This is a genomic window from Acinetobacter sp. YH12151 (assembly GCF_013418355.1).
Lineage (GTDB): Bacteria > Pseudomonadota > Gammaproteobacteria > Pseudomonadales > Moraxellaceae > Acinetobacter > Acinetobacter pseudolwoffii.
In genome coordinates this window covers 73,560-97,237 of the sequence record NZ_VPCG01000008.1, presented here as the reverse complement: position 1 = coordinate 97,237, position 23,678 = coordinate 73,560, and the positions used below count along the sequence as shown (strand labels likewise).

Sequence of the window (23,678 nt, the reverse complement as noted above, 5' to 3'; positions counted from 1 at the left end):
GAGATCCATGTACGTGTAGCAGTCCTTAACAGATTTACGGAATTAGGTCGACCACTTACCCAAGTTACGCCTTAAATTTGGCTCAATTAGGGGCGCTTTGCATTTCAAATCTTTGTGCAACAAAGCCGACCTGAACTAAAAAAATACTATGATTTACAGTCTGTTGATTTACAAACACCATTTAGAAAAAATATGGTTGATCATCGACCGAAAGAAGCTATGAGAATACTAATGAATACCCGAAGGAAAATTGAAACAGTCATAGGACAACTTAACAGCGCAGTTTAATATACAAAAAGTCAGGGCTAGAGATCTATGGCATTTATCTCATCGTATCACTCGAAAAATTCTTTCACATACAATTTCAGTCGTTTTAAATTCTCAATTAGGTAATCCTCCTTTACAGTTGGAAAACTTAATTAAAAGTTGAGATTGGCGTATAGATACAATAACTCATCTAACAATATGTATATCTAAAGGATATACTGATCGGCAATTAGTTCGCCATTAGCTCTTATTAAAACTTACTTGTTATGAAAAAGCTATCTTGTTCAGGCCTTGTTCACCCATTTTTTTTGATCATTATCATTATCCTGATCTCAATTCCGATGGGTTTCTATGGCATGTATCTCTATATTGCCCCATCTTTGCCTGAAATGTCCACGCTTAAAAAGGCGCCTTTATTAAAGCCTTTACAAGTTTTTAGTTCAGATAATGAATTAATTGCTGAGTATGGTGGCAAGCTTTCTGTTCCCGTGAAATATGAACAAATTCCATCCGAGTTTATTCATGCTTTCCTCGCCGCTGAAGATTCCAGCTTTTTCGAGCATAGCGGAATCAGTTTTAAAAGCTTAGGCCGTGCAGTCAGTGAAAGTATCACGGGTTCGGATGTGCAGACCGGTGGTTCCACTATCACCATGCAAGTGGCGAAAAACTATTATCTCAGCCCTGAACGAACACTCAAGCGTAAACTGACTGAAATTTTTCTGGCCCGTAAGATTGAGCAAAGCCTGACTAAAGAAGAAATTCTGACACTCTATGTGAATAAAATCTTCTTGGGTAAGAATGCCTACGGGATCGCAGCAGCAGCCAAAATTTACTATAACAAGAGTTTAGAAGAGCTTTCGATTGCGCAGATGGCCATGATTTCGGGCTTACCTAAAGCGCCTTCTCGATATAATCCGGTGGCCAACCCCAAACGTGCTCTCGAACGTCGCAACTGGATTTTAGGACGTATGCTGCAACTGGGCTATCTGAACCAGAGTCAGTATCAACAAGCGATTGCTGAACCCATCAATCTGGATATGCCTGACCGCAGTACCCGCAATAAATTCCCGTATGTCGGTGAGATGGTGCGTTCTGAACTGGTACAAAACTTTGGCGAACAGGCGGTAGATTCTGGCTACAAGGTCTATACCACCATCCATAGTGAACGCCAGACCTATGCAGAACAGGCGGTACAAGAGGGTCTGGAAGCTTATGACCGTCGACATGGCTGGCGTGGTGCTGAAGCACATGATCAACCGCTGGAAAATTTCCGTGCCTATGCCAACACCTACCCTGCTCAAGTGACCAAGATTGGCAATTCCAGTTTTGAAGCGTTGATGCAGGATGGCACCACGGTAACTGTACCGTGGTCCGGTATGTCTTGGGCGCGCCCCTTTCGCAATGTCAACAGTGTAGGTGGTGCGCCTAGCAAAGCTTCCGAGATTGTCAAAGTCAAAGATATTATACGTTTACGACCGAATCAGAATAAAACCTCGTGGTCGCTGGTACAAATTCCAAATGTGCAAGGACAGTTGATTGCCATCAATCCAAATAATGGTGCAATTGAAGCCATTGTGGGCGGATACAACTTTTATCAGTCGAAATTTAACCGTGCAATCCAGGGCTGGCGTCAACCCGGCTCTACGATTAAGCCTTTTGTTTATGCACTGGCTTTAGAACGAGGCATGACACCGCATACCATGGTGAATGATGCGCCAATTACCATTGGCAAATGGACACCTCGTAATTCAGATGGCCGTTATCTGGGGATGATCCCGCTACGCCGCGCACTTTATCTTTCGCGCAATACCGTTTCAGTGCGTTTATTACAGGCTGTCGGGATTGAACGTACCCGTCAGCTGTTTATGGATTTTGGTTTACAGGACAATCAGATTCCGCGTAACTACACCATCGCACTCGGCACGCCTCAGGTTCTGCCGATTCAGATGGCGACAGGTTATGCGACTTTTGCCAACGGCGGTTACCGGATCCAGCCACATTTCATTACCCGTATTGAAGATGCCTATGGTCATACCATTTTTGAGGCTCAGCCTGAATATGCTTGTATTTCATGTATCAATACCGAAGAAGAACCTGCTCAACCTGCCGACACCATGACCGCAGATGACGAAGCGATTGCAATCAACAATACAAGTCTAGAACAGAAACAGGCTGCACCCAAAGTCTCTGCTGAAGACAGTAATTATCGTCAGGCACAGCGTATTTTAAAATCCAGCTCTGCCTATGACATGGCCAATATTCTGCGTGATGTGATTCAGCACGGTACCGGCCGTGCGGCATTAAGAATCGGGCGAAATGATATTGGGGGCAAAACCGGAACCACCAATGACGCCAAAGATGCCTGGTTCGCAGGGTTCAATGGCAAACTGGTTACCATCACCTGGGTCGGCTTTGACCAGCCTAAAACCTTGGGACGCCGTGAATATGGTGGTGTGGCAGCCTTACCAATCTGGACCGACTTTATGGGCAATGCCTTAAAAGGTCAGCCAGAAGCATGGGTGCGTTTAGACCGTAATGCCAAGGCACCAGTGAATCGAAGCAAGGTAGTTCAGGGTGATGAAGCGCAGAATGATCCGCCTTCACCACCAATGGCCACTGCGCTTTACCGCCCGGCACCTGTGGTCGTCCCGAAACGGACAGAAACAGATTTCGAAGATCTGCCGGGACAGGAAATTGCTGTGCCAGATGCTGCTGAAACAACTGCTCCGCCAGAACAGCCGCTTCAACCAAGCAAAGTGGACGCTTTAGAAAACCTGATTCAAGAAGTGCAATAACCACAACCGACAAACTAGTATAAAAAAGCCCTCAACAATGAGGGCTTTTTTATCGGTGAATTTTTATTTTTTCTGAAACAGATAGATCTGATATTGCGCCAGCAATTTAAACTGATCCTGCTGTTCAAGTGCCAGACGGCGTTCAGGTTTGGCCTTGTAAGCATACGGCGTCATAGCAATCAGGTTTTTTAAATCTGTCTGTGGCAAAGTCATCGGGGCATCAATCACCTGCTCACTGAGCAGATCAAACTCATCTTGCAGTTGCTCAACAAACTTTTGCGGTTCGTGGGGTTTCACTTCTTCAAAAAGTGCCTCACGCATCGCATATAAATGCTGTGGCGCAGGTGTCACCACCATTAAATAACCTTCAGCTTTTAAAACCCGTAAAATTTCCTGTTTTGGGATCGGACTGAACAGGCTGGTACACATATCAATCGACCCATCCAGCACCGGTAAAGTCGCCCCGGTTCCTACGACCCAGGTGATATTTTTATTGAGCTTGGCCGCGACCTGAACGGCATTTTTGGCAATATCCACCCCGACGCATTGCAGCACTTCAGTCTGCATGGCATCAGTATAGTAGCCTTCACCACAACCAATATCTAAAAGATTTTCAATACACAGCTCTCGCAGCTTCTCCACCACGGCCTGTTGCAAAGGCGCATAATGACCCGCACTCAAAAATGCACGACGTGCCTGGACGGACTCAGGCGTATCCCCAGGATTTTTACTGTGTTTATGTTGCACCACATGCAGGTTCACATAGCCTTGCTTGGCCACATCGTAGCTATGATAATTCTCACATCGCCATGTTCTTTCATTTAAGCTCAACTGCTGGCGACAGACTGGGCACATGAGTAAATTCATCATTCTCTCCAAAACAAAAAAGCCGGCCTGCGCCGACTTTTTTCAATGCATCTCTTAACGCAATTTTAAGGTCATTAGACCCAAAACCACCAGCATAATTGTAATAATCCAGAAACGAATGACGACTTGAGTTTCACGCCAGCCTTTCTTTTCATAATGATGATGCAGCGGTGCCATCAGGAACACGCGTTTATTGCGCATTCTTAATGAACCAATCTGCAAGAATACTGAAATCGCTTCGACCAAGAATACACCCGCCATAATCGCAAAGACGATTTCCTGACGTACCATCACGGCAATCGTCCCCAACATCGCACCCAGCGATAAAGCACCGACATCACCCATAAACACTTGCGCAGGATGGGCGTTGTACCACAGGAATGCCAGACCGGCACCAATCATCGCCGCACAGATCACCACCAGTTCAGAGGAATATTTCACATAGGGAATATGCAGGTAATTGGCAAAACGCACGTCTCCGGCCAGATAAGCAAATACACCCAGACCTGCTGCAACCAGTACAATTGGCATAATCGCCAGACCATCCAGACCATCGGTGAGGTTTACCGCATTGGATGCACCATTGATCACAAAATAAGTGAAAATAATGAAGCCAATCCCCAGTGGAATAGCCGACAGCGGAATCGTCAAATCTTTAAAGAATGGAATCAAAAGATCCAGCATATTCGCGGTATGTACCGGATTGGTCTGCTGCTGTGCAATCACATACAGGGCAATACCGACTCCCAATGCACCGACCGAAGTCCAGAAGAATTTTTTCTTCGCAGGCAGACCGGCATTGTCTTTATAACGGATTTTAATCCAGTCATCCGCCCAACCCACGGCACCGAAGATGACCATCACCGCCAGTACAATCCAGACATAAGGATTTGAAAGATCCGCCCAAAGCAGGGTCGAAATACCGATTGAAAGCAGGATTAGTACCCCACCCATGGTCGGTGTACCCATTTTCTTGGCATGGTTTTCAGGGGCATACGAGCTGACCGCCTGACCATATTTGAGTGCCTGAAGCTTGCGAATCATGATAGGACCCAGCACCAGACCAATGGTCAATGCCGTCAGGACACTGAGCAACGCACGTAAAGTTAAATAACGAACCACCTGAAACGTGCTGTCAAAGCCCGCCAAATGTTCAAAGAGCCATAACAGCATTTAGAGTTTCTCCATCAATGCAGCCATCAATGTTTCCATATGGGTATAACGCGACCCTTTAAACAGAAATGACATCGGCTGAGGTTGATGTGTTTCAATCAAATGAATTAAAAATGACAATGCCTGCTCCTGATTCAGGAAAGCCTGCATTTTCTTGCCATATTGGGTACTACGTGCACCTTCCTGTGCGGCAGGTGCAAATTCACCCACAGCCACCACAAAGTTAATGCCTTTGACCGAGACCAGATCTCGACCCAGCTTATAATGTTCCATCGCAGCCGATGAACCGAGTTCACCGATATCACCGGTCACCATGACCCGAATGCCCTGCTGCTGTGCCAAAACTTCAGCTGCTGCACGCATTGAACCAGGATTGGCATTGTAGGTATCATCAATCAGCAAATACTGTTTGTGTTGAATAAAATTCAAACGGCCTTTGGCACCCACAGCCTGCTCCAGACCGGCCACAATATCATCCAGACCAATCCCGATTGCCAAAGCAAAGGCAGCTGCTGCTGTGGCATTTTCAACATTATGTTCACCGGCAAAGGGCAGCTGAACTGTTTTCGAAGCTTGTGGTGTATGCAGGGTAAAGGTAGAAGATTGCGCATCAAGCACGACATCGCTGGCATACACCTCACCGCCGGCACCAAAACTTAAGCTTTGTTCAGTTTTGACCGCCTGACGAATGGTTTCAGTAAAATCATCTGCGGCAGGAATAATCGAGGTTTCTGTAATATGCGCATAAATTTCAGATTTGGCAGTACAAATGCCATCACGGCCACCGAATTCACCCAAATGCGCAGTGCCGATATTAATGATCCCGGCTACATGCGGCTGTACCATGTTTGAGGTGTAATCAATTTCGCCCTGATGACTGGCACCCAGCTCCATCACTGCATACTGATGTTCGGGACGTAATTCGAGCAACATCACCGGTACGCCGAGGTCATTATTCAGGTTGCCACGCGTGATCAATGTCGGCGCAAGACGAGACAAGATGCTCCCCAGCATTTCCTTGGTGGTGGTCTTGCCACTGCTGCCGGTCAAGGCAATGACTTTGAGCTGAGAATTCTGCTGACGACGGTATGCGCCTAACCGCCCCAGTGCCAAACGGGTATCGTCTACGACAAGCTGGCAGATATCGATATCGAGCGGTCGACTGACGATCGCAATCTGACAGCCGCTTGCTGCTACTTGTGCCACAAAATCATGGGCATCAAAGCGCTCACCTTGCAGCGCAAGGAAAGCATCCCCTTGTTCAGCATCACGCGAATCGGTCAGAATACGTTTGATGGCGTCTGCCGGTTTTTTATTATTGAGCCAATTGCCTTGAGTCGCTTGTTCAAGCTGTTCTGCTGTCCAAGGTGCAAGTGGCACGGTACTGGTTGTTGAGGTATGCATATCTGAATCCTAATACGCTGGATAAGCTGAATCTGTGCTGTGATGCTGGGCATCAATCGCAGCTTGCACTTCGACCACATCATCAAACCAGTGACGTACACCATCAATTTCCTGATAATTTTCGTGACCTTTGCCTGCAATCACTACGATGTCCCCTGCCTGCGCGTGTTTAACGGCAAACTTGATCGCTTCACGACGGTCATGAATTTCATGGTAGCTTTTGCCTAAAAAGTCGATGCCATTTTTCATATCGGCAAAAATTTGTGCCGGATCTTCGGTTCGCGGGTTATCGGAAGTCAAGACCGCAATATCCGAACCTTCTAATGCTGCTTGGGTCATGAGTGGACGCTTGCCGCGGTCACGATCGCCGCCACAGCCAAAGACGGCCCAGAGATTTTGTGAAACATGACGTTTTAAAGTGATGAGAACCTGAGTCAAGGCATCAGGTGTATGCGCATAATCCACTACAAATAGGCGCTCGCCATCACGCAGCACCTGCATCCGGCCTGGTGCACCTTTAAGCTGTGGCACAGTCGCAATCAAGCTGCTTAAATCAAATCCGGCCTGCTCTGCCATGATCAGACTGGCGACCAGATTTTCAATATTAAAATGTCCAAGCAGCGGACTGTTCACAACATATTCAGCAGAAGCCGTTTTCAGCTTAAAGGCCGCACCTGAAATGCTGTATTGAATATCCTGAACCTGATAATCCGCAGCTTGACGGGTTGAATAGGTCAAAATTTCTGGCTGTGAGGGATTGTTGCGCGCTGCATCAATCATGATATGAGCATGCGCATCATCCAGGTTGATGACAGCCACTTTTAAACTTTCAAATTTAAATAAAGCAGATTTGGCTTCTGCATAGGCTTGCAGCGTCCCGTGATAATCCAGATGATCGCGACTTAAATTACTATAGCCCGCAATCTCGATATCACAGCCATTCAAGCGACCTTGCTCCAGACCATGCGAACTGGCTTCAATCGAGGCAAATTTAGCACCGGCTTGAGCATAAACATGTAAAGCATTTTGCAATTGCAAAGCATCGAGCGTGGTATGTGACGAGGCTTCCAGATTTGGTAAAATCCCGTTACCTGTCGTCCCCATCACTGCACAAGCTTTGCTTTGCAACATGAACAATTCCGCAACCAAACGTGAAATCGTGGTTTTACCATTGGTACCAGTCACTGCAAGAATACCTGCAGCCTGAACAGGTTGGCTGGCTTGTAAGTATTGTTTTTGCCACTGTCCCATCAAATGTCGGACATTAGCAACCACCAGATTGGGTGAGATATCCAATTCGATTTCAGAAATCACCGCTAAGGCACCCTGCTCTAAAGCTTTTTGTGCAAATACTGCCGTTTTTTCTGGTTGTGACAGACTGGTCAGGGCAATAAAAATTTGCCCTGCCTTAACTTTACGGCTATCCAGTTCGAAACCCTGAAAGGCTTGGGTCATCCATTCAGCAGTATCCTGAACGGCGTAGAGATCTTTAAATGTAATAGACATTGATCACCTATTTACTGGACTTTGGGAGATTCTAAAGGTTTGTCCAGAGGGACATTTAGCAGACGCAAGGATTCCTGCATCACGCGTGCAAATACCGGTGCCGATACCGTACCGCCGTAATAGGTGCCTTGCGGATTTTCGACCACCACCACCATGGCAATACGCGGATCACTCACGGGCGCTACGCCAGCAAACAAAGCCCGGTATTCATTGGTAGAATAGCCTTTACGATCGGCACGCAGTTTATGCGCAGTACCGGTTTTCCCTGCCACACGATAACCCGGAATTGTCGCGCGCGTGGCGGTACCGCCAGGCAGAGTTGCTACTTCCAGCATAAGCAAGACCTGATCTGCAATATTGGCATCAATCATTTGCTCACCCTGCGGCTGTTCTTCCAGCTTGTACAGGCTCAGCGGCATTCTCACACCCTTATTGGCCAGCATGGCATAGGCATCCGCCATTTGCAGCACAGTAGCATTCAGGCCATAACCATAGGACATGGTTGCCACTTCTGACACATTCCATTTACTTGGTGGCAAGATCAGACCGGCACTTTCACCCGGGAATCTTACTGCTGAGCGTGAGCCAAAACCCAAGCGTTTATAGAAAGTGGGTAGAGTTTCATACGGCAAAGACAAGGCCAGTTTGGCGACACCCACGTTCGAAGATTTCTGGATAATACCGCCCAGTGTTAACTGACCATAGTTATGCGTATCACGAATGGTGTGATTGCCAATTCGCATACTGCCCGGTGTGGTGTTGACCACTGAATTGGCCGTATATTTACCACTTTCCAGGGCCATTGCCACAGTGAAGGGCTTCATGGTCGAACCCGGCTCGAAGGAATCCACTGCACCACGGTTACGCATGGCATCCTTGTTCAGCAGACCATTTTTATCATTCGGGTTATATGATGGCCAAGATGACAAGGCCAGAATTTCCCCGGTTTTCACATCGACCGCAATCGCAGTCGCAGAACGGGCATTATTGGCCACACCTGCCGCAGTCAGTTCACGGTACATAATATATTGCAGACGCGAGTCAATACTCAGGGTGATATTCTCGCCCGGCTCGACTTCTTTAATCACTTCCGGCTCTTTAACCCGGTTGCCTTTTTTATCCCGGATAATCTGCTGCTCACCATCTTCACCTGCCAGACGGGTATTGAGCTGCATTTCCAGACCTTCAATCCCGGTGCCTTCACTATTGGTCAGACCAATAATCTGTGAATTGGGCTGTGGCTGCGGATAATAACGTTTGTAGTTTTTCTCGGTATACACACCTTGAAAATTACGCTTCATGATCAGTTCAGCCTGTTGTGGCGGAACTTCTTTTTTCAGGATCAGATAACGAGAACGCGGGCGTTCTTGCATTTTTTTGCGTAGTTCTGCCCGATCCATACCGACTGCATCGGCCAGTTCATCCAGATTCAGGTTTTTATCCGGCAACTGGCGTTTCAACTTGCGGCTATCTGGCTCTTTTTCCAGTGCCAGTATGGTCTCGTCATAGAGTTTTTTATTGTCAAAATAGTCACGTGGATCAATCACGATTTTCATGATCGGCGTACTGATCGCCAGCGGCACCCCATTACGGTCATAAATCACGCCACGCATGGCCTTGATGGTATTGGTTCTTAAAATATTGGCATTGGCTTTATTTTGCAAAAAATCCTTATTGATAATCTGCACATAGAAGGCACGGCAAATCAGTGTAATAAAACACAGCAACACCACCGCCCACATGATATAGAAACGATTGATATACACATTTGAGGCGTTTTTGTCGGTAACTGATTGTTTTTTACGTACCGCTTGCTTCTTTCTTTTGTCTATCATGTCCGAGCGCTAGCCTTATTTTTTCTCATCTGAAGTTTGTGGTAAAGAAATGACGACACTTTGTGAAACCGGGGGAGAATACATGCGCAGCTGGGTAACAGCACGTGTGCCAATCTGCGCAGTTGCACCAAAAGTTTGCTGTTCAATTAACAAACGACCCCAATCTGCATTCAGGTCATCACGCTCACGCAGATAAGTGCTCAATTTTCTGGTGTCCTGACGATATTCAAACACCTGAAATACCACAAAGACTGCACTGATGAAGACCATCAGTATCAAAACGAGATAGATGCAGGCTTGTTTAAGCCACAACTTTTCTGTTTTTTTATCAACCACTTCAGTTTTCATGATGTGCCTATTAAGCTAAACGTTCTGCGACCCGGAGCCATGCACTACGTGAACGAGGATTGGCTTTGACTTCTTCGTCACTGGCTTTTACGCGGGATACCTTCTTTAAACGTCGTGTATCTTTTTGCTGCCCCGGCATTCCCCAGCCAAAATCTTCGTCTAATGTAGATTCTTTTTGAATAAATTGTTTGATCAAACGGTCTTCCAGAGAGTGAAAGCTAATTACGGCCAAACGTGCCTCAGGTTTTAAAACCTCAACTGCTTGAGGCAAGAAGATTTCAATATCTTCTAATTCTTTATTAATAGCAATACGAATCGCCTGGAAAGTACGCGTCGCAGCATGCTTATTTTTTTCCCATTTTGGATGCGCGACTTTCACAATTTCCGCAAGTTGAGCCGTGGTCTCAATCTGCCCTGCCGCCTTGATGGCTTTGGCAATCCGGCGACTATAACGCTCTTCACCGTATTTAAAAATGATATTGGCCAGTGCTTCTTCTTCAATTTCAAGCAGCCATTCTGCTGCAGTTGGACCTTGAGAATTGTCCATGCGCATGTCTAGCGGGCCATCTTTCATAAAACTGAAACCACGTTCGGCCTGATCCAGCTGCGGCGAAGACACGCCTAAATCTGCCATCACCCCATCCACGGTCTCAATCCCAAGCTCAGCCAGTGCGTCTTTCAGATCGGCAAAGCTGGCATGAATAATTTTAAAACGTGGATCCTCTTGTTCTAAGATTGCTGCCGTCTCTAGGGCCTGAGGATCTTTATCAAAGCCATACACACGTGCATGTTCATCTAATTTTGATAACAATAAACGGGTATGTCCGCCACGACCAAAAGTACCGTCTACATAAATTCCCGTATTGCGACCTGCCAACAAGGCATCAATCGTTTCGTGAAGTAATACAGAAATATGTGACATAAAAACTCAATCAATAGGGCGAAAAATTTAACTGCACATTATCACCCTGTTTCAGCAAAGCTCCAAACGACTTTTTGTAGATAAATATTACTTTCCATAGAGAAAACCGTTTTTATTTGAGTGTCGTCAATAAAAAAGCCTCCGCAAGGGAGGCCTGTTTATCTGTAATTCGTCTTCAAATCAGCAGATTAACGTTTTGAGTTATAGATCTGATCAAAAATCGCGCCATTCACAAAATGGGTTTTCTGTGCATTGGCCCAGCCACCAAACACTTCATCAATGGTAAAGGTTTTGATTTTCGGGAATTGTGCTGAATATTTGGCTAATACTTTCTCATTGCGCGGACGGTAGAAATGTTTGGCTGCCATTTCCTGACCCAATGGGGAGTACAGGTAGTTGATATAACCTGTTGCCAACCATTTATTGCCATTTTTATCCACGGTACGATCGACAATGGCCACCGATGGCTCGGTCAAAATCGTAATTGACGGATAAATAATATCAAACTTGTCTTTACCCAAAGTCTTTTGGGTAACCAGTGCTTCATTTTCCCAAGTCAGCAATACATCACCAATGCCACGCTCAGCAAACGTGGTCATCGAAGCACGTGCTGCTGAGTCCATCACTTTGACATTTTTATAGAGTTTACCGACAAAGTCCTGTGCTTTGGCTTTATTACCCCCCGGCTGTTTCTCGGCATAGCCCCAGGCAGACAGGTATACCCAACGTGGCAAACCACCGGTTTTCGGGTTGGGGGTAATAATTTCTACGCCTGGCTTGGTCAGATCACTCCAGTCCTTGATGCCCTTCGGATTGCCCTTGCGCACCATAAACACGATGGTTGAGGTATAAGGTGCAGAATTATGCGGAAACTCTTTTTGCCAGCCGGGTTGAATCTGACCAGATTTCACGATTTCTTCGATGTCATTGGCCAGCGCCAAAGTCACCACATCGCCTTTTAGGCCATCGACCACCGAACGTGCCTGCTTGCCCGAACCACCATGTGACTGTTTAAAGTTCACATCCAGACCGGTCCGGTTTTTCCAGTAAGCACCAAATGATTTATTGAATTCATCATAGAATTCACGGGTTGCATCATAAGACACGTTTAGAAATTGACGATCAGCCGCCTGTGAGACAGTCGCTGTCAAGCCTAGACCTGTAGCCAATAAGGCAACGCTAAATAAGGATTTTAATTGATTTTTCATGAGCGCACGGGAGTTTATCTTGTATAGATATAACTATATGAAATAAAATCATTTATCGCAATTCAACCTACAACATCACAACACGATATAATCAAAGGTTTTTTGCTCTTAATCATCTGTTTTTAAAAACAAAATATAGCCAGTCATTTCACTTATTTCGAATATATAGAATTTTATGCATTAAATATAAAAAAAACGGATAACGCTTTATCCGTTTTCTTCATTCAATTTAGATTCAAGCTTGTTATCGCTTTTCATTATAAATCTGGTCATAAATCGCCCCATTCACAAAATGGGTTTTTTGCGCTTTTTCCCAGCCACCAAAGACTTTATCAATGGTAAAGGTTTGAATTTTCGGAAATTGGGCGGAATATTTGGCAGCCACTTTAGCATCGCGTGGACGGAAGAAATATTTCGCAGCCAACTCCTGCCCTTTCGGGGAATACAGATAATTCAAATAGCCTTTCGCCAGATTGGCATTGCCATTTTTATTCACATTTTTATCAACGATCGCCACCGATGGCTCGGCCAGAATTGAAATAGAGGGATAGATGATATCGTACTTGTCCTTACCTAGACCTTGCGTTGCCAGCAAGGCTTCATTTTCCCAAGATAATAGTACATCGCCAATACCGCGCTCGGCAAAAGTCGTCAGTGAACCACGGGCACCGGAATCCAACACTTTGACATTTTGATAAAGCTTTTTGACCAGATCTCGGGCTTTGGCATCATTGCCACCGGGCTGTTTCAGCGCATAGCCCCAAGCAGACAGATAGATCCAACGTGGCGCTCCACCAGTTTTCGGGTTAGGCGTAATAATCTCGACACCCGGTTTGGTCAGATCATTCCAGTCCTTGATTTGCTTGGGATTAGCCTTACGCACCAAAAAAACGATTGTCGATGTATACGGTGCTGAATTATTTGAAAACTCTTTTTGCCAGCCTTTCTCGATTAAACCGGCATTGACGATTTCCTCAATGTCATTGGCCAAAGCCAAAGTCACCACATCGGCCTGCAAACCATCGACGACCGAACGTGCCTGCTTGCCTGAACCGCCATGTGACTGTTTAAAATTGATTGTCTGTCCGGTTTCCTGCTTCCAGAACTGGCCAAACTCCTGATTATATTCTTGGTAAAATTCACGGGTCGGATCATAGGAGACATTCAGGAAATCTTTGGCCATTACATTTTGCATGGTGGTTGCAGTAAATATTGTCAAGATTGCGGTTGCTATTATTTTTTTCATGTTATGTGACTCATTATTGAGATAACCACACTGTATAAATAAAAAATAAATATAACAATCATGTATTTATAATAATATTGATGATCTATTTCTGATTTTGAGATATCTGCTAACAATTAAACCTGGATACATATTCTGCTAAAAAATTAATCTCCTGCTACAATATAAGACAGTTCTTCACGTTCTCTTCACAGTTGTCTGTTAAAAATAGGCCGCCAAAAGAGAGAATTACGATTTTTAGTAATTTTCCATAGATATTATATTAATTTTTTGTAAAAAATGTGACTTGGTTCTACTTCTTTATAATCAACTGTGATTAAATTGTAGACGGAGTATTAAAAAAACATTTTTAACAGAATAAAACCAACCAGAAGCAAGGAGGAAGTTTGGATATGAAATTTAAATTATTCACAGCTAGCATCCTAAGTCTGATCATGCTGTTTTCGATTCAACTGGGTCATGCCGTCGTTGTGAAGACAGATTTGCAGAAGGCCTCAGTCACTACTGTTGAAAGCAAGACATCGCCGATTGAAAAAGCAATTCAACAACAAAAAAGCGAAAAAACCCTGCATACAGACGATAATCTTAAAGTCTTAACTGCGCTGAAAGTCGCACCTTCACAAAATTTCTTTGCAGCACAAAATTATCGCTTTACCCGCTTCGTACAAAGCATATTTTCTAGCGATCATTCTTAATCAGTTTTAACCAACTCGAATAACAGCAGGATTTAAAGCCACATCACTGAATGTTGAATAAAGCATTAAGTGATGTGGCTTTTTCGCTATAATAGAACCAAATTTATATTCTAGATTATATCCGGCTATGACTGTTCGTACTCGTATTGCACCTTCTCCTACAGGTTTTCCTCATGTAGGTACTGCCTATATTGCCTTGTTTAACTTATGTTTTGCTAAACAGCATGGGGGTGAATTCATCCTTCGTATTGAAGATACCGACCAACTGCGCTCAACACCTGAATCTGAAAAAATGATCCTGGATTCATTGCGCTGGCTCGGTCTCAACTGGTCTGAAGGTCCAGATGTGGGTGGCCCACATGCACCGTACCGCCAGTCAGAACGCATGGATATTTATAAAAACTATGCGCTGGAACTGGTTGAAAAAGGTCATGCCTTCTACTGTTTCGCTACTGCCGAAGAACTGGATCAAATGCGTGCTGAACAGCAAGCACGTGGTGAATCTCCACGTTATGACGGTCGAGGCTTAAACCTTTCTCAAGAAGAGGTCGAGCGTCGTTTGGCTGCTGGCGAAGCACATGTGATTCGCATGAAAGTACCGACTGAAGGTATTTGTAAATTTAATGACATGCTGCGTGGTGAAGTCGAGATTCCATGGGCGCAGGTCGACATGCAGATTCTGCTGAAAACTGACGGCTTGCCAACTTATCATTTGGCCAACGTGGTGGATGACCATTTAATGCAAATCACGCATGTGATTCGTGGTGAAGAATGGATTCCGTCTGCACCGAAGCATCAGTTGCTGTACCAGTATTTCGGTTGGGAGATGCCGGTACTGTGTCACATGCCACTGCTACGCAACCCGGACAAATCAAAATTGTCTAAGCGTAAAAACCCAACTTCAATCAACTATTACAAAGATATCGGTGTACTGCCTGAAGCCTTGTTGAACTACTTGGGTCGTATGGGCTGGTCAATGCCAGATGAAAGTGAAAAATTCACATTGGCAGAAATGATTGAACATTTTGATATCAAACGCGTATCACTCGGTGGTCCAATCTTTGATGTTGAAAAACTCAACTGGCTCAATGGTCAATGGATCAAAGCCCTTTCTCCTGCTGAATTGCTCGATACGCTGCTGGCATGGAAAGCAGACCGTGCCAAATTAGAAGAAATTGCAGCTGCGATTCAACCACGTATCAACTTGCTGTCTGAAGCAGTGAACTGGTCTGCGCATTACTTCAACCACTTCCCGACACTGACTCAGGAGCAGTTTGTCAGCAAAAAACTGTCTGACGAACAGGTACGTCAGAGCTTGCAGTTTGCCATTTGGCGTTTAGAAAGCCTGTTCACCTGGAACAACGACACGGTCAGCCAAACCTTGATGGATTTGGCAGCACAAATGGAAATTAAACTGCGTGACTTCATGCCGGCCTTTTTTATTGCCATTGCCGGTTCAACTGCGTCTACCCCGGTGATGCAGACTATGGTCACCATTGGCCCTGATTTGACCTTCGCACGTTTACGTCATGCGCTGGAAATTGTCGGTGGCCCAAGCAAAAAAGAGCTGAAAGTCTGGGAAAAACTCAATGAAAGCTTAAAATTGCCGAAAAATGAAGCGGTTGATCAAGCTTAATTAATTTTTTTGTTGACGTGTGAGCGCGATATCCCTAATATAGCGCTCACACAGACTGGGGTCATAGCTCAGTTGGTAGAGCGCTACAATGGCATTGTAGAGGTCAGGAGTTCGATCCTCCTTGACTCCACCAAATCAAGTCTTGCTTTAGCTGTGTAACGCCTCAATTGTCCCTATCGTCTAGAGGCCTAGGACATCGCCCTTTCACGGCGGTAACCGGGGTTCGAATCCCCGTAGGGACGCCATATTCAAGATTACTTTTGAAGTGGTCTTTTAAAAAACCCAAGCATTATGACTTGGGTTTTTTATTGCCTGTATATTTTATGTTGGGCAATATTTCGGTTTCTTCGCATCTTCCGATAAAATAATCAGTAATTTAGAATTTTGGAGTTGTAATGCAATATCGTTGCCCTAAGTGTCAAAGCCCGAAAATCATGCCGGTGGCCCAGCCAGGTCAAGCAGCTCCACGTCCGGTGGTTCCTAAAAGCCTGATGTTTCTGGTGCCCGCCCTGTTCCTATTATTATTGCTGGTGATCATCAGTATCGCGATGTGGATCTTTGGTGATGGTGCAGGTACAACTTTACAGACTGCAACCGTCATCGTCTTTATTCTTTCTTTGATTGCAGGCTTTATATTCTATAAAGATTTGCCTGATTTTAAAATTTCCATGCAGGCCTTCATGCAGACCCAAAAGAAATGGAAATGTCGCGAATGTAATCATGAGTGGGAAATCTAAGTCATTACCCACCACCCTATAAGCACAAAAACCAGCCCGAAGGCTGGTTTTTTATTTTAAAATCAGGGATTAAACACCAATTTTACGGTATTTTTGACGCTTCGCAACCAGATCATCACCATCACGCTTACGGCGATATTCTTCAAACTCAGCATAGTTACCAGTGAAGAATTCAGGTGTTTCGCCTTCAAATGACAAAATGTGCGTTGCAATACGGTCCAGGAACCAACGGTCATGCGAGATCACCATCACAGTACCCGGGAACACCAGAATGGCATCCTCAAGCGCACGTAAGGTTTCGATATCCAGGTCGTTTGACGGTTCATCGAGCAAGATTACGTTTGCGCCCATTTGCAGGATTTTCGCCAGTTGTAAACGGTTACGCTCACCACCTGACAATTGACCGACACGTTTTTGCTGATCCTGGCCTTTAAAGTTAAAGCGACCGATATATGCACGAGATGCAATTTCGTATTCGCCAATCTTCAAGATGTCTAAACCACCAGAAACTTCTTCCCAAACGGTTTTGTTGTCATCAAGCGTGTCACGAATCTGACCCACATAAGCCACTTTCACCGACTCACCCAGTACCACAGAACCGGTATCCGGTTGTTGCTCACCGGTCATCATACGGAACAGTGTGGTTTTACCTGCACCGTTCTCACCGACGATACCCACGATCGCAGCAGGCGGTACAACGAATGATAAATCTTTATACAGGGTACGATCACCAAACGATTTGCTGATGCCTTCAACTTCTACAACCTTGTTGCCTAGACGTGGACCAGGTGGAATGTAGATTTCAGAGGTTTCGTTACGCTGTTGGAATTCACGCGAGTTAAGCTCTTCAAAACGCTCCATACGCGCTTTGTTTTTCTTTTGCTGGCCTTTGGCATTTGAGCGAACCCATTCAAGTTCTTTTTTCAATGCTTTGGCAAAAGATTCTTCTTGCTTGTTCTCTTGCTCTAGACGCGCATTTTTCTGTTCTAACCAAGAAGAGTAGTTGCCTTGGTATGGAATACCCATGCCACGGTCAAGCTCAAGAATCCACTCAGCCACGTTATCCAGGAAATAACGGTCGTGCGTAATCGCAACGATGGTGCCCGGGAAGTCTTTCAAGAAACGTTCTAACCAGGCAACAGATGATGCATCTAAATGGTTCGTCGGTTCATCAAGAAGCAACATGTCTGGCTTAGACAAGAGCAAACGGCACAGTGCCACACGGCGGCGTTCACCACCTGAAAGCAGTTTAACATCGGCATCCCAAGCTGGAAGGTTCAGTGCAGCAGCTGCCTGATCCATCTGATTGGCAAGGTTATGTGCATCCCATGCATGGATAATGGCTTCGAGCTTTTCCTGCTCTTTTGCAAGTGCATCAAAGTCAGCATCTTCTGCTGCATATTCTGCAAATACTTCGTCAAGACGTGCCAAAGCATCCAGCGGTTCACGCAGACCATCTTCAACGTTGCCACGCACGTCTTTAGTTTCATCTAAAGGCGGCTCTTGCTCGAGATAACCGATTTTAGTACCTGGTTGTGCACGTGCTTCACCAGAGAAATCTTTATCTACGCCCGCCATAATACGAAGCAAAGTCGATTTACCTGCACCGTTTAGACCAAGCACACCAATTTTTGCGCCCGGGAAAAATGATAAGGAGATATCTTTCAGGATTTCGCGTTTCGGCGGCACCATCTTAGACACTCGGTTCATCGTATAAATATATTGGGCCACGTAGGACTCCTCAACTGAAAAACCAAATGGGGTTAAAACAACCACCCCAGCTCAAAAAAGAGCGAAAAAATAATCGGCTATTATACGCAGAAAGCTGCGAAAACATAAGCCATTGCCATGAACTTCAATGCATTGTTACAAGTTTATTTATGGTGATTTTTCAAACAGCTGATTTAAGTCAAATAAGTGCGTCGAATCCCAATTTATATATGATTATTTCATCTATCTATTTCAGTAAAATTGCACTTTTACTTATATATGAAAATGTTACACTCAAGTCATAAACTTAAACACAAGAAGATCAGTCATAATGAGTTATAAAGCAGAAACCCTTGCGATTCATGCAGGTTATAGCCCTGAAGCCACCACCAAAGCAGTAGCAGTGCCAATTTACCAAACCACATCTTATGCCTTTGACAATACTCAACATGGGGCCGATTTGTTCGATTTAAAGGTACAGGGCAATATCTATACCCGGATCATGAACCCGACCACGGCGGTGTTAGAGCAACGTATTGCCGCACTTGAAGGCGGGATTGGCGCACTTGCTTTAGCGTCTGGTATGGCTGCAATTACCTATGCGATTCAGACCATTGCTGAAGCCGGTGACAATATTGCATCCGTATCTACGCTCTATGGCGGCACCTATAACCTGTTCGCACACACCCTGCCGAAGCAAGGTATTGACGTGCGTTTCTTTGATTATGAAAAACCGGAAAGCTTGCGTAGTTTAATTGATGACAAGACCAAACTGGTCTTTGTGGAATCCATTGGTAATCCACTGGGTAATATTATTGATCTGGAAGAGATTGCAAAAATCGCGCATGAGTACGGTGTGCCCGTGATTGTTGACAATACGGTGGCAACGCCAGTGCTACAAAAATCTTTTGATTTTGGTGCCGACATTATCGTGCATTCATTGACCAAATATATCGGCGGTCATGGCAATTCGATTGGTGGCATCATTGTCGATAGCGGTAAATTCCCGTGGGGTAAATATCCTGAACGCTTTCCCGCGCTGAATACCCCCGATCCAAGTTATCATGGCGTAAACTATGTCGAAGTTCTCGGTGAAGCAGCTTATATCGCTCGAGCGCGTGTGGTGCCACTACGCAATACTGGGGCCGCGATCAGCCCGCAAAATGTATTTCTGATCCTGCAAGGTTTGGAAACTTTAAGTCTGCGTATGGAGCGTCATACTGAAAATGCGCTTAAAATTGCGGAATATTTACAGCAGCATCCTAAAGTAAAATGGGTCAATTACGCTGGTCTGAAAGATCATCCACAACATGCCTTGGCACAAAAATATGTGAAAGGTAAACCGTCTGCAATTCTGACCTTTGGTGTAGAGCATGGTCTTGAAGGCGGCACACGTTTTATTGATGCGCTGCAACTGTTTACCCGTCTGGTTAATATCGGCGATGCCAAAAGTCTGGCCTGCCATCCAGCGACCACCACACATCGCCAACTCAATGCCGAGGAGTTAAAATCAGCAGGTGTCAGTGAAGATATGGTGCGACTCTCGATTGGGATTGAACATATTGATGACCTGATCGCGGATCTGGAACAGGCGCTAGCGACCGTTTAAAGGCGTGTTTCATCTGACTCAAAACTCCACCCTTTCTGGTGGAGTTTTTTTTATTTATATTCTAAAACAGCCACTTGCTTTGCTTTTTATTTTCATGGTAAAAGTTAAATGAAATAGCGAACACAAATAGAGTAATTACTCTAATTTTAATTTCAATAGTTTAATTTATAGATTTTCCTGAAGAATTGGTTATCATATCTGTACTCACCTTCGCTCTCATCTCCTGTTAGAGCGCCATACACCTTTAATAAAAATAATTTGAACGCTGACTTCAAATTAGGGATAACAAATGTGAAAACTAGACTACACAAACAACTGGAAAAATCTGTTGCAGGTAAAACCGTCCTGATCACCGGCGCATCCAGCGGTATTGGGTTAACGACGGCACATCAACTGGCCGATGCAGGTGCGCATGTTTTACTAGTGGCCCGTACTCAAGAAACCCTAGAACAAGTAAAAGCAGACATTGAAGCCAAAGGCGGCAAAGCCTCAATCTTTCCATGCGATTTAAACAATATGGAGGCGATTGATGAGGTCTCCAAACAGATCATTGCCTCAGTCGATCATATTGATATTCTGATCAATAATGCGGGTCGTTCGATTCGTCGCGCCGTGCATGAATCGGTCGACCGCTTCCATGATTTTGAACGAACCATGCAGCTGAACTATTTCGGCGCCGTGCGTCTGGTCATGAATATCCTGCCGCAAATGATGATTCGTCGCGCGGGTCATATCATTAACATCAGTTCGATTGGCGTACTGGCCAATGCCACCCGTTTTTCGGCCTATGTTGCTTCAAAAGCTGCGCTGGATGCCTTTAGTCGCTGTCTGTCTGCAGAAGTACATTCGCATAAAATCGCCATCACCTCGATCTATATGCCTTTGGTACGCACTCCGATGATTGCACCAACCAAAATTTATAAATACGTCCCGACACTTTCTCCGGAACAGGCAGCTGACCTGATTGCCTATGCCATCGTGAAACGTCCGAAGAAAGTTGCGACCGGTTTGGGTCGTCTGGCCTCGATTACTTATTCGATTGCTCCGGATATCAACAATGTTCTGATGTCGATTGGTTATAACCTGTTCCCAAGTTCAAGTGCCTCTGTGGGTCAACCACAAAAATTAAATTTGGTGCAAAAAGCATATGCACGGCTGTTCCCGGGCGAACACTGGTAATTTTTACTGGGATAATTTCCTGAAAATACGAGCCGCCGATCGGGCGGCTTTTTTGATGTCTCAGTTTTAAATCTCTAGGTGAAAGCAAGCTCATCTGGATCACACACGACATAGCCTGTCTTTATCGACACAGATTTTTGCCGCAAATGCTGCGAGATCACGTACACTATCTGCGGATATTTCCTATCCGTATTTTTATATTTTGATTGAAATGATGGAAACCCTTATGAACAACGCGCAATGGCTCGATGAAGTAAAATTTAACGAACAAGGATTAGTCCCTGCCATTGCCCAGCATCATCAAACTGGTCGTGTCTTGATGGTGGCTTGGATGAATCGTGAAGCGCTGGCACTGACGGCTGAGAAAAACCAAGCCGTGTATTTCTCCCGTTCACGTAGCAAGTTATGGCATAAGGGCGAAGAATCAGGACACTTTCAAACGGTACATGAAATCCGTCTGGACTGTGATGCCGATGTAATTGTGCTGCAAATTGAACAGCATGGCGGCATTGCCTGCCATACCGGTCGCGAATCCTGTTTCTATCGCAAACTCACGCCAAATGGCTGGGAAATTGTCGATGCACAGCTGAAACACCCGTCTGCGATTTATGGTGAAAAATCCACAAATCCGCATACGCTGGCGATGGAAGCGTCAACCGCTCAATCTGAACAGGTCGAAGTCTTGTCCTATCTGGGCCAAATGATGGCAGAACGCAAACAGGCCGATCCGGATTCCTCTTATGTGGCCAAGCTCTATCACAAAGGCCTGAACAAGATTTTAGAAAAAGTCGGTGAAGAAAGCTTTGAAACTGTGCTGGCTGCCAAAGATTTCAACGCTCAGGTCTCTGAAGACAATAAAAATGATCTGATTTATGAGGTGGCAGATCTGTGGTTCCATACTATCGTCATGCTCGGCTATTTCGATATCGAACCGCAACTGGTCTTGAATGAGCTGGCACGTCGTCAGGGCTTATCCGGTCTGGTTGAAAAAGCCAGCCGTCAGCATTAAATGATGAATATGCCTGTGTCTGATCTGCAAAAACCCAAGGCCACTTATGAGCAGGCCACTGCCATCGATAATGCCCGTCTGGGTAATTCCTTTAAAGTGATTGCCTATGCCGGCACAGGTAAAACCACCACATTACAAATGATCAGTGATGCCATGCCTGAACGGCGTGGCATGTATCTGGCTTTCAACAAAGCCATTGCCAGTGAAGCGCAAGCCAAATTTCATCGCGGCGTAGATTGCCGCACTTTTCACTCGCTGGCATTTCGCAGTGTTCCACGTGGAATCACCGACAAGCTGCGTCTGCCCCGTTTAAGTCCAAGCTTTATTGCCAAAGAATACCGTCTGGAACCGATGACCATGCGCCGTATGATGGGTGGGCGTTATGAAAAATATGTCTTGATGCCTTCGCGTCTGGCGAGTTTAGTCGCCAATGCGGTTGGCTATTTCTGTTCGACCAGTTCGCAATATCCTGCTCCGCGGCATATTCAGGCACCGAGCTGGTTGCATCCAGATGATATTGAGATCCTGCAAAAGAAACTCTATCCGGCCGTAGAACGGCGCTGGCTAGAATCAATCGATCCCAATCATCAGGCCGGGATTGGCCATGATATTTACCTGAAACTCTGGGCGCTGTCTGAACCGAATATTCCGGCCGATTATGTGCTGTTTGATGAAGCGCAAGATGCCGACCCACTCATGCTCGGAATTTTGCTGAAACAGCGGAATACTCAGGTGATTTATGTCGGTGATGCGCATCAGCAGATTTATGCCTGGCGCGGTGCGGTGAATGCCATGCAGCAACTGCCTTTACCCGAATCACGCCTGACCACATCGTTTCGTTTTGGCCCTGAAATCGCGTTAAATGCCAATGCCATTTTAGGTGCACTGAATGAAACCGTGCCTTTGCTTGGCAATCCGTTGTTAGATTCTAAAGTCGTGAATAAACCGCATACCAAAATGCGTGATGCGATTCTGTGCCGGACCAATGCCCGGGCCATGGAGTTGTTATTAGCAGGTTTAGTTCGTGGCGATAAAGTCAGCCTGCAAGCCGATCATGTCAAACTGAATCGTTTTGTCGATGCGGCTGCCATGCTCAAACAAGGCAAACGGGTGATTGATGTGCCGGAACTGGCCTGGTTTAATTCCTGGCATGATGTGCATGAATACTGTGAAACCAATGAAGGCAGCGATATCAAACCGCTGGTTAAACTAGTCGATGAACATGGCACCGATCCATTGAAAAAAGCCTTGGCCAAAATCACCCCGATTGGACAGGCGGACTATATTATTTCCACTGCACATAAGGCCAAAGGTCTGGAGTGGGAACGGGTGCATATTGAAGATGACTATCAGTTTAAGCTGAATGAAAAAGATCATAAAATTAGTGATGAAGAGCTACGTTTACTTTACGTGGCCTGTACACGTGCTAAAGTAAGCTTAAATATTCATCACATTTATGACCTGATTCAACAACTGAAGATCAAGATGCCGCAGTCGCTTCGTCAAGCCGTCGGTTAAGGTATGGATGTAAA

18 protein-coding genes, 2 tRNA genes and 1 pseudogene are annotated in these 23,678 nt (G+C 45.4%); 11 read left to right on the top strand and 10 right to left on the bottom strand.

Going from position 1 to position 23,678, the window contains the following annotated elements; translation table 11 throughout:
- Nucleotides 1-126: 126 nt before the first annotated feature.
- Nucleotides 127-430 (top strand): annotated as a pseudogene (locus FTU82_RS04920) (IS982 family transposase); the annotation flags it as partial.
- A 103-nt stretch (nt 431-533) separates the two neighbouring features.
- Nucleotides 534-3,062, top strand: a complete 2,529-nt coding sequence (gene ponA / locus FTU82_RS04915; RefSeq protein ID WP_100357756.1) for a penicillin-binding protein PBP1a — start codon at nt 534-536, stop codon at nt 3,060-3,062.
- A gap of 63 nt (nt 3,063-3,125) precedes the next feature.
- Here the strand turns inward: ponA and FTU82_RS04910 are convergent, their stop codons facing one another.
- From FTU82_RS04910 to FTU82_RS04870, 9 genes are all read right to left on the bottom strand, one after another.
- On the bottom strand, nt 3,126-3,929 hold the full coding sequence (locus tag FTU82_RS04910) for a putative RNA methyltransferase (protein ID WP_100357757.1): 804 nt from the start codon (nt 3,927-3,929) through the stop codon (nt 3,126-3,128).
- Between the two features lie 54 nt (nt 3,930-3,983).
- Nucleotides 3,984-5,102: a phospho-N-acetylmuramoyl-pentapeptide-transferase gene (gene mraY, locus FTU82_RS04905; RefSeq protein WP_005094334.1), complete on the bottom strand. Its 1,119-nt coding sequence runs from the start codon at nt 5,100-5,102 to the stop codon at nt 3,984-3,986.
- Nucleotides 5,103-6,506, bottom strand: a complete 1,404-nt coding sequence (gene murF, locus FTU82_RS04900) for a UDP-N-acetylmuramoyl-tripeptide--D-alanyl-D-alanine ligase (RefSeq protein ID WP_180000929.1) — start codon at nt 6,504-6,506, stop codon at nt 5,103-5,105.
- A 9-nt stretch (nt 6,507-6,515) separates the two neighbouring features.
- The gene (locus tag FTU82_RS04895; RefSeq protein ID WP_180000930.1) at nt 6,516-8,012 is read right to left on the bottom strand and encodes a UDP-N-acetylmuramoyl-L-alanyl-D-glutamate--2,6-diaminopimelate ligase; all 1,497 of its coding nucleotides are present in this window, start codon (nt 8,010-8,012) and stop codon (nt 6,516-6,518) included.
- Nucleotides 8,013-8,023: 11 nt separating this feature from the next.
- Nucleotides 8,024-9,847, bottom strand: a complete 1,824-nt coding sequence (gene ftsI / locus FTU82_RS04890; RefSeq protein ID WP_074383637.1) for a penicillin-binding protein PBP3 — start codon at nt 9,845-9,847, stop codon at nt 8,024-8,026.
- A gap of 15 nt (nt 9,848-9,862) precedes the next feature.
- Nucleotides 9,863-10,195, bottom strand: a complete 333-nt coding sequence (ftsL, locus tag FTU82_RS04885) for a cell division protein FtsL (protein ID WP_005094344.1) — start codon at nt 10,193-10,195, stop codon at nt 9,863-9,865.
- Nucleotides 10,196-10,205: 10 nt separating this feature from the next.
- Nucleotides 10,206-11,117 carry a 16S rRNA (cytosine(1402)-N(4))-methyltransferase RsmH gene (gene rsmH / locus FTU82_RS04880; RefSeq protein ID WP_005094346.1) on the bottom strand — a complete coding sequence of 304 codons (912 nt, stop codon included), beginning with the start codon at nt 11,115-11,117 and terminating at the stop codon, nt 10,206-10,208.
- A 188-nt stretch (nt 11,118-11,305) separates the two neighbouring features.
- Nucleotides 11,306-12,325 (bottom strand): sulfate ABC transporter substrate-binding protein, encoded by a 1,020-nt coding sequence (locus FTU82_RS04875; protein WP_005094348.1) that lies wholly within the window; start codon nt 12,323-12,325, stop codon nt 11,306-11,308.
- Nucleotides 12,326-12,569: 244 nt separating this feature from the next.
- Nucleotides 12,570-13,571 carry a sulfate ABC transporter substrate-binding protein gene (locus FTU82_RS04870; protein ID WP_100357760.1) on the bottom strand — a complete coding sequence of 334 codons (1,002 nt, stop codon included), beginning with the start codon at nt 13,569-13,571 and terminating at the stop codon, nt 12,570-12,572.
- 392 nt (nt 13,572-13,963) lie between these two features.
- Between FTU82_RS04870 and FTU82_RS04865 the strand changes: the two genes are divergently transcribed.
- The 5 genes from FTU82_RS04865 to FTU82_RS04845 all read left to right on the top strand — a co-directional run bounded on the left by FTU82_RS04865 (nt 13,964) and on the right by FTU82_RS04845 (nt 16,639).
- Nucleotides 13,964-14,266 carry a hypothetical protein gene (locus FTU82_RS04865; RefSeq protein WP_005094351.1) on the top strand — a complete coding sequence of 101 codons (303 nt, stop codon included), beginning with the start codon at nt 13,964-13,966 and terminating at the stop codon, nt 14,264-14,266.
- A 127-nt stretch (nt 14,267-14,393) separates the two neighbouring features.
- Entirely contained in the window at nt 14,394-15,902 is a 1,509-nt protein-coding gene (gene gltX, locus FTU82_RS04860) for a glutamate--tRNA ligase (protein ID WP_005168912.1), read from the top strand.
- Between the two features lie 57 nt (nt 15,903-15,959).
- Nucleotides 15,960-16,035, top strand: a tRNA-Ala gene (locus FTU82_RS04855).
- 36 nt (nt 16,036-16,071) lie between these two features.
- Nucleotides 16,072-16,147: transfer RNA gene (locus FTU82_RS04850), tRNA-Glu, on the top strand.
- A gap of 150 nt (nt 16,148-16,297) precedes the next feature.
- On the top strand, nt 16,298-16,639 hold the full coding sequence (locus FTU82_RS04845) for a hypothetical protein (RefSeq protein WP_074383638.1): 342 nt from the start codon (nt 16,298-16,300) through the stop codon (nt 16,637-16,639).
- Nucleotides 16,640-16,708: 69 nt separating this feature from the next.
- Here FTU82_RS04845 and ettA read toward each other — a convergent pair whose 3' ends face one another.
- Nucleotides 16,709-18,370 (bottom strand): energy-dependent translational throttle protein EttA, encoded by a 1,662-nt coding sequence (gene ettA / locus FTU82_RS04840; protein WP_005168915.1) that lies wholly within the window; start codon nt 18,368-18,370, stop codon nt 16,709-16,711.
- Nucleotides 18,371-18,680: 310 nt separating this feature from the next.
- Here ettA and FTU82_RS04835 point away from each other — a divergent pair, with 310 nt between their 5' ends.
- The 4 genes from FTU82_RS04835 (at nt 18,681) to FTU82_RS04820 (ending at nt 23,664) form a co-directional block, all read left to right on the top strand.
- Entirely contained in the window at nt 18,681-19,958 is a 1,278-nt protein-coding gene (locus FTU82_RS04835) for an O-acetylhomoserine aminocarboxypropyltransferase/cysteine synthase family protein (protein WP_074383639.1), read from the top strand.
- A 291-nt stretch (nt 19,959-20,249) separates the two neighbouring features.
- Nucleotides 20,250-21,137, top strand: coding sequence for an SDR family NAD(P)-dependent oxidoreductase (locus tag FTU82_RS04830; RefSeq protein ID WP_044108999.1), 888 nt, complete (start codon nt 20,250-20,252; stop codon nt 21,135-21,137).
- A gap of 226 nt (nt 21,138-21,363) precedes the next feature.
- On the top strand, nt 21,364-22,146 hold the full coding sequence (hisIE, locus tag FTU82_RS04825; RefSeq protein WP_179999320.1) for a bifunctional phosphoribosyl-AMP cyclohydrolase/phosphoribosyl-ATP diphosphatase HisIE: 783 nt from the start codon (nt 21,364-21,366) through the stop codon (nt 22,144-22,146).
- 15 nt (nt 22,147-22,161) lie between these two features.
- Nucleotides 22,162-23,664 (top strand): UvrD-helicase domain-containing protein, encoded by a 1,503-nt coding sequence (locus FTU82_RS04820; RefSeq protein WP_100357801.1) that lies wholly within the window; start codon nt 22,162-22,164, stop codon nt 23,662-23,664.
- The last annotated feature ends 14 nt before the right edge of the window (nt 23,665-23,678 follow it).

What these genes read in the sequence shown, in the direction of transcription:
- FTU82_RS04870 (WP_100357760.1), bottom strand. Translation starts at nt 13,571, where the DNA reads ATGAAAAAAATAATAGCAACCGCAATCTTGACAATATTTACTGCAACC.
- mraY (WP_005094334.1), bottom strand. Translation starts at nt 5,102, where the DNA reads ATGCTGTTATGGCTCTTTGAACATTTGGCGGGCTTTGACAGCACGTTT.
- FTU82_RS04835 (WP_074383639.1), top strand. Translation starts at nt 18,681, where the DNA reads ATGAGTTATAAAGCAGAAACCCTTGCGATTCATGCAGGTTATAGCCCT.
- ftsL (WP_005094344.1), bottom strand. Translation starts at nt 10,195, where the DNA reads ATGAAAACTGAAGTGGTTGATAAAAAAACAGAAAAGTTGTGGCTTAAA.
- ponA (WP_100357756.1), top strand. Translation starts at nt 534, where the DNA reads ATGAAAAAGCTATCTTGTTCAGGCCTTGTTCACCCATTTTTTTTGATC.
- murF (WP_180000929.1), bottom strand. Translation starts at nt 6,506, where the DNA reads ATGCATACCTCAACAACCAGTACCGTGCCACTTGCACCTTGGACAGCA.
- FTU82_RS04875 (WP_005094348.1), bottom strand. Translation starts at nt 12,325, where the DNA reads ATGAAAAATCAATTAAAATCCTTATTTAGCGTTGCCTTATTGGCTACA.
- FTU82_RS04865 (WP_005094351.1), top strand. Translation starts at nt 13,964, where the DNA reads ATGAAATTTAAATTATTCACAGCTAGCATCCTAAGTCTGATCATGCTG.
- ftsI (WP_074383637.1), bottom strand. Translation starts at nt 9,847, where the DNA reads ATGATAGACAAAAGAAAGAAGCAAGCGGTACGTAAAAAACAATCAGTT.
- FTU82_RS04910 (WP_100357757.1), bottom strand. Translation starts at nt 3,929, where the DNA reads ATGAATTTACTCATGTGCCCAGTCTGTCGCCAGCAGTTGAGCTTAAAT.
- gltX (WP_005168912.1), top strand. Translation starts at nt 14,394, where the DNA reads ATGACTGTTCGTACTCGTATTGCACCTTCTCCTACAGGTTTTCCTCAT.
- FTU82_RS04895 (WP_180000930.1), bottom strand. Translation starts at nt 8,012, where the DNA reads ATGTCTATTACATTTAAAGATCTCTACGCCGTTCAGGATACTGCTGAA.
- FTU82_RS04845 (WP_074383638.1), top strand. Translation starts at nt 16,298, where the DNA reads ATGCAATATCGTTGCCCTAAGTGTCAAAGCCCGAAAATCATGCCGGTG.
- rsmH (WP_005094346.1), bottom strand. Translation starts at nt 11,117, where the DNA reads ATGTCACATATTTCTGTATTACTTCACGAAACGATTGATGCCTTGTTG.
- hisIE (WP_179999320.1), top strand. Translation starts at nt 21,364, where the DNA reads ATGAACAACGCGCAATGGCTCGATGAAGTAAAATTTAACGAACAAGGA.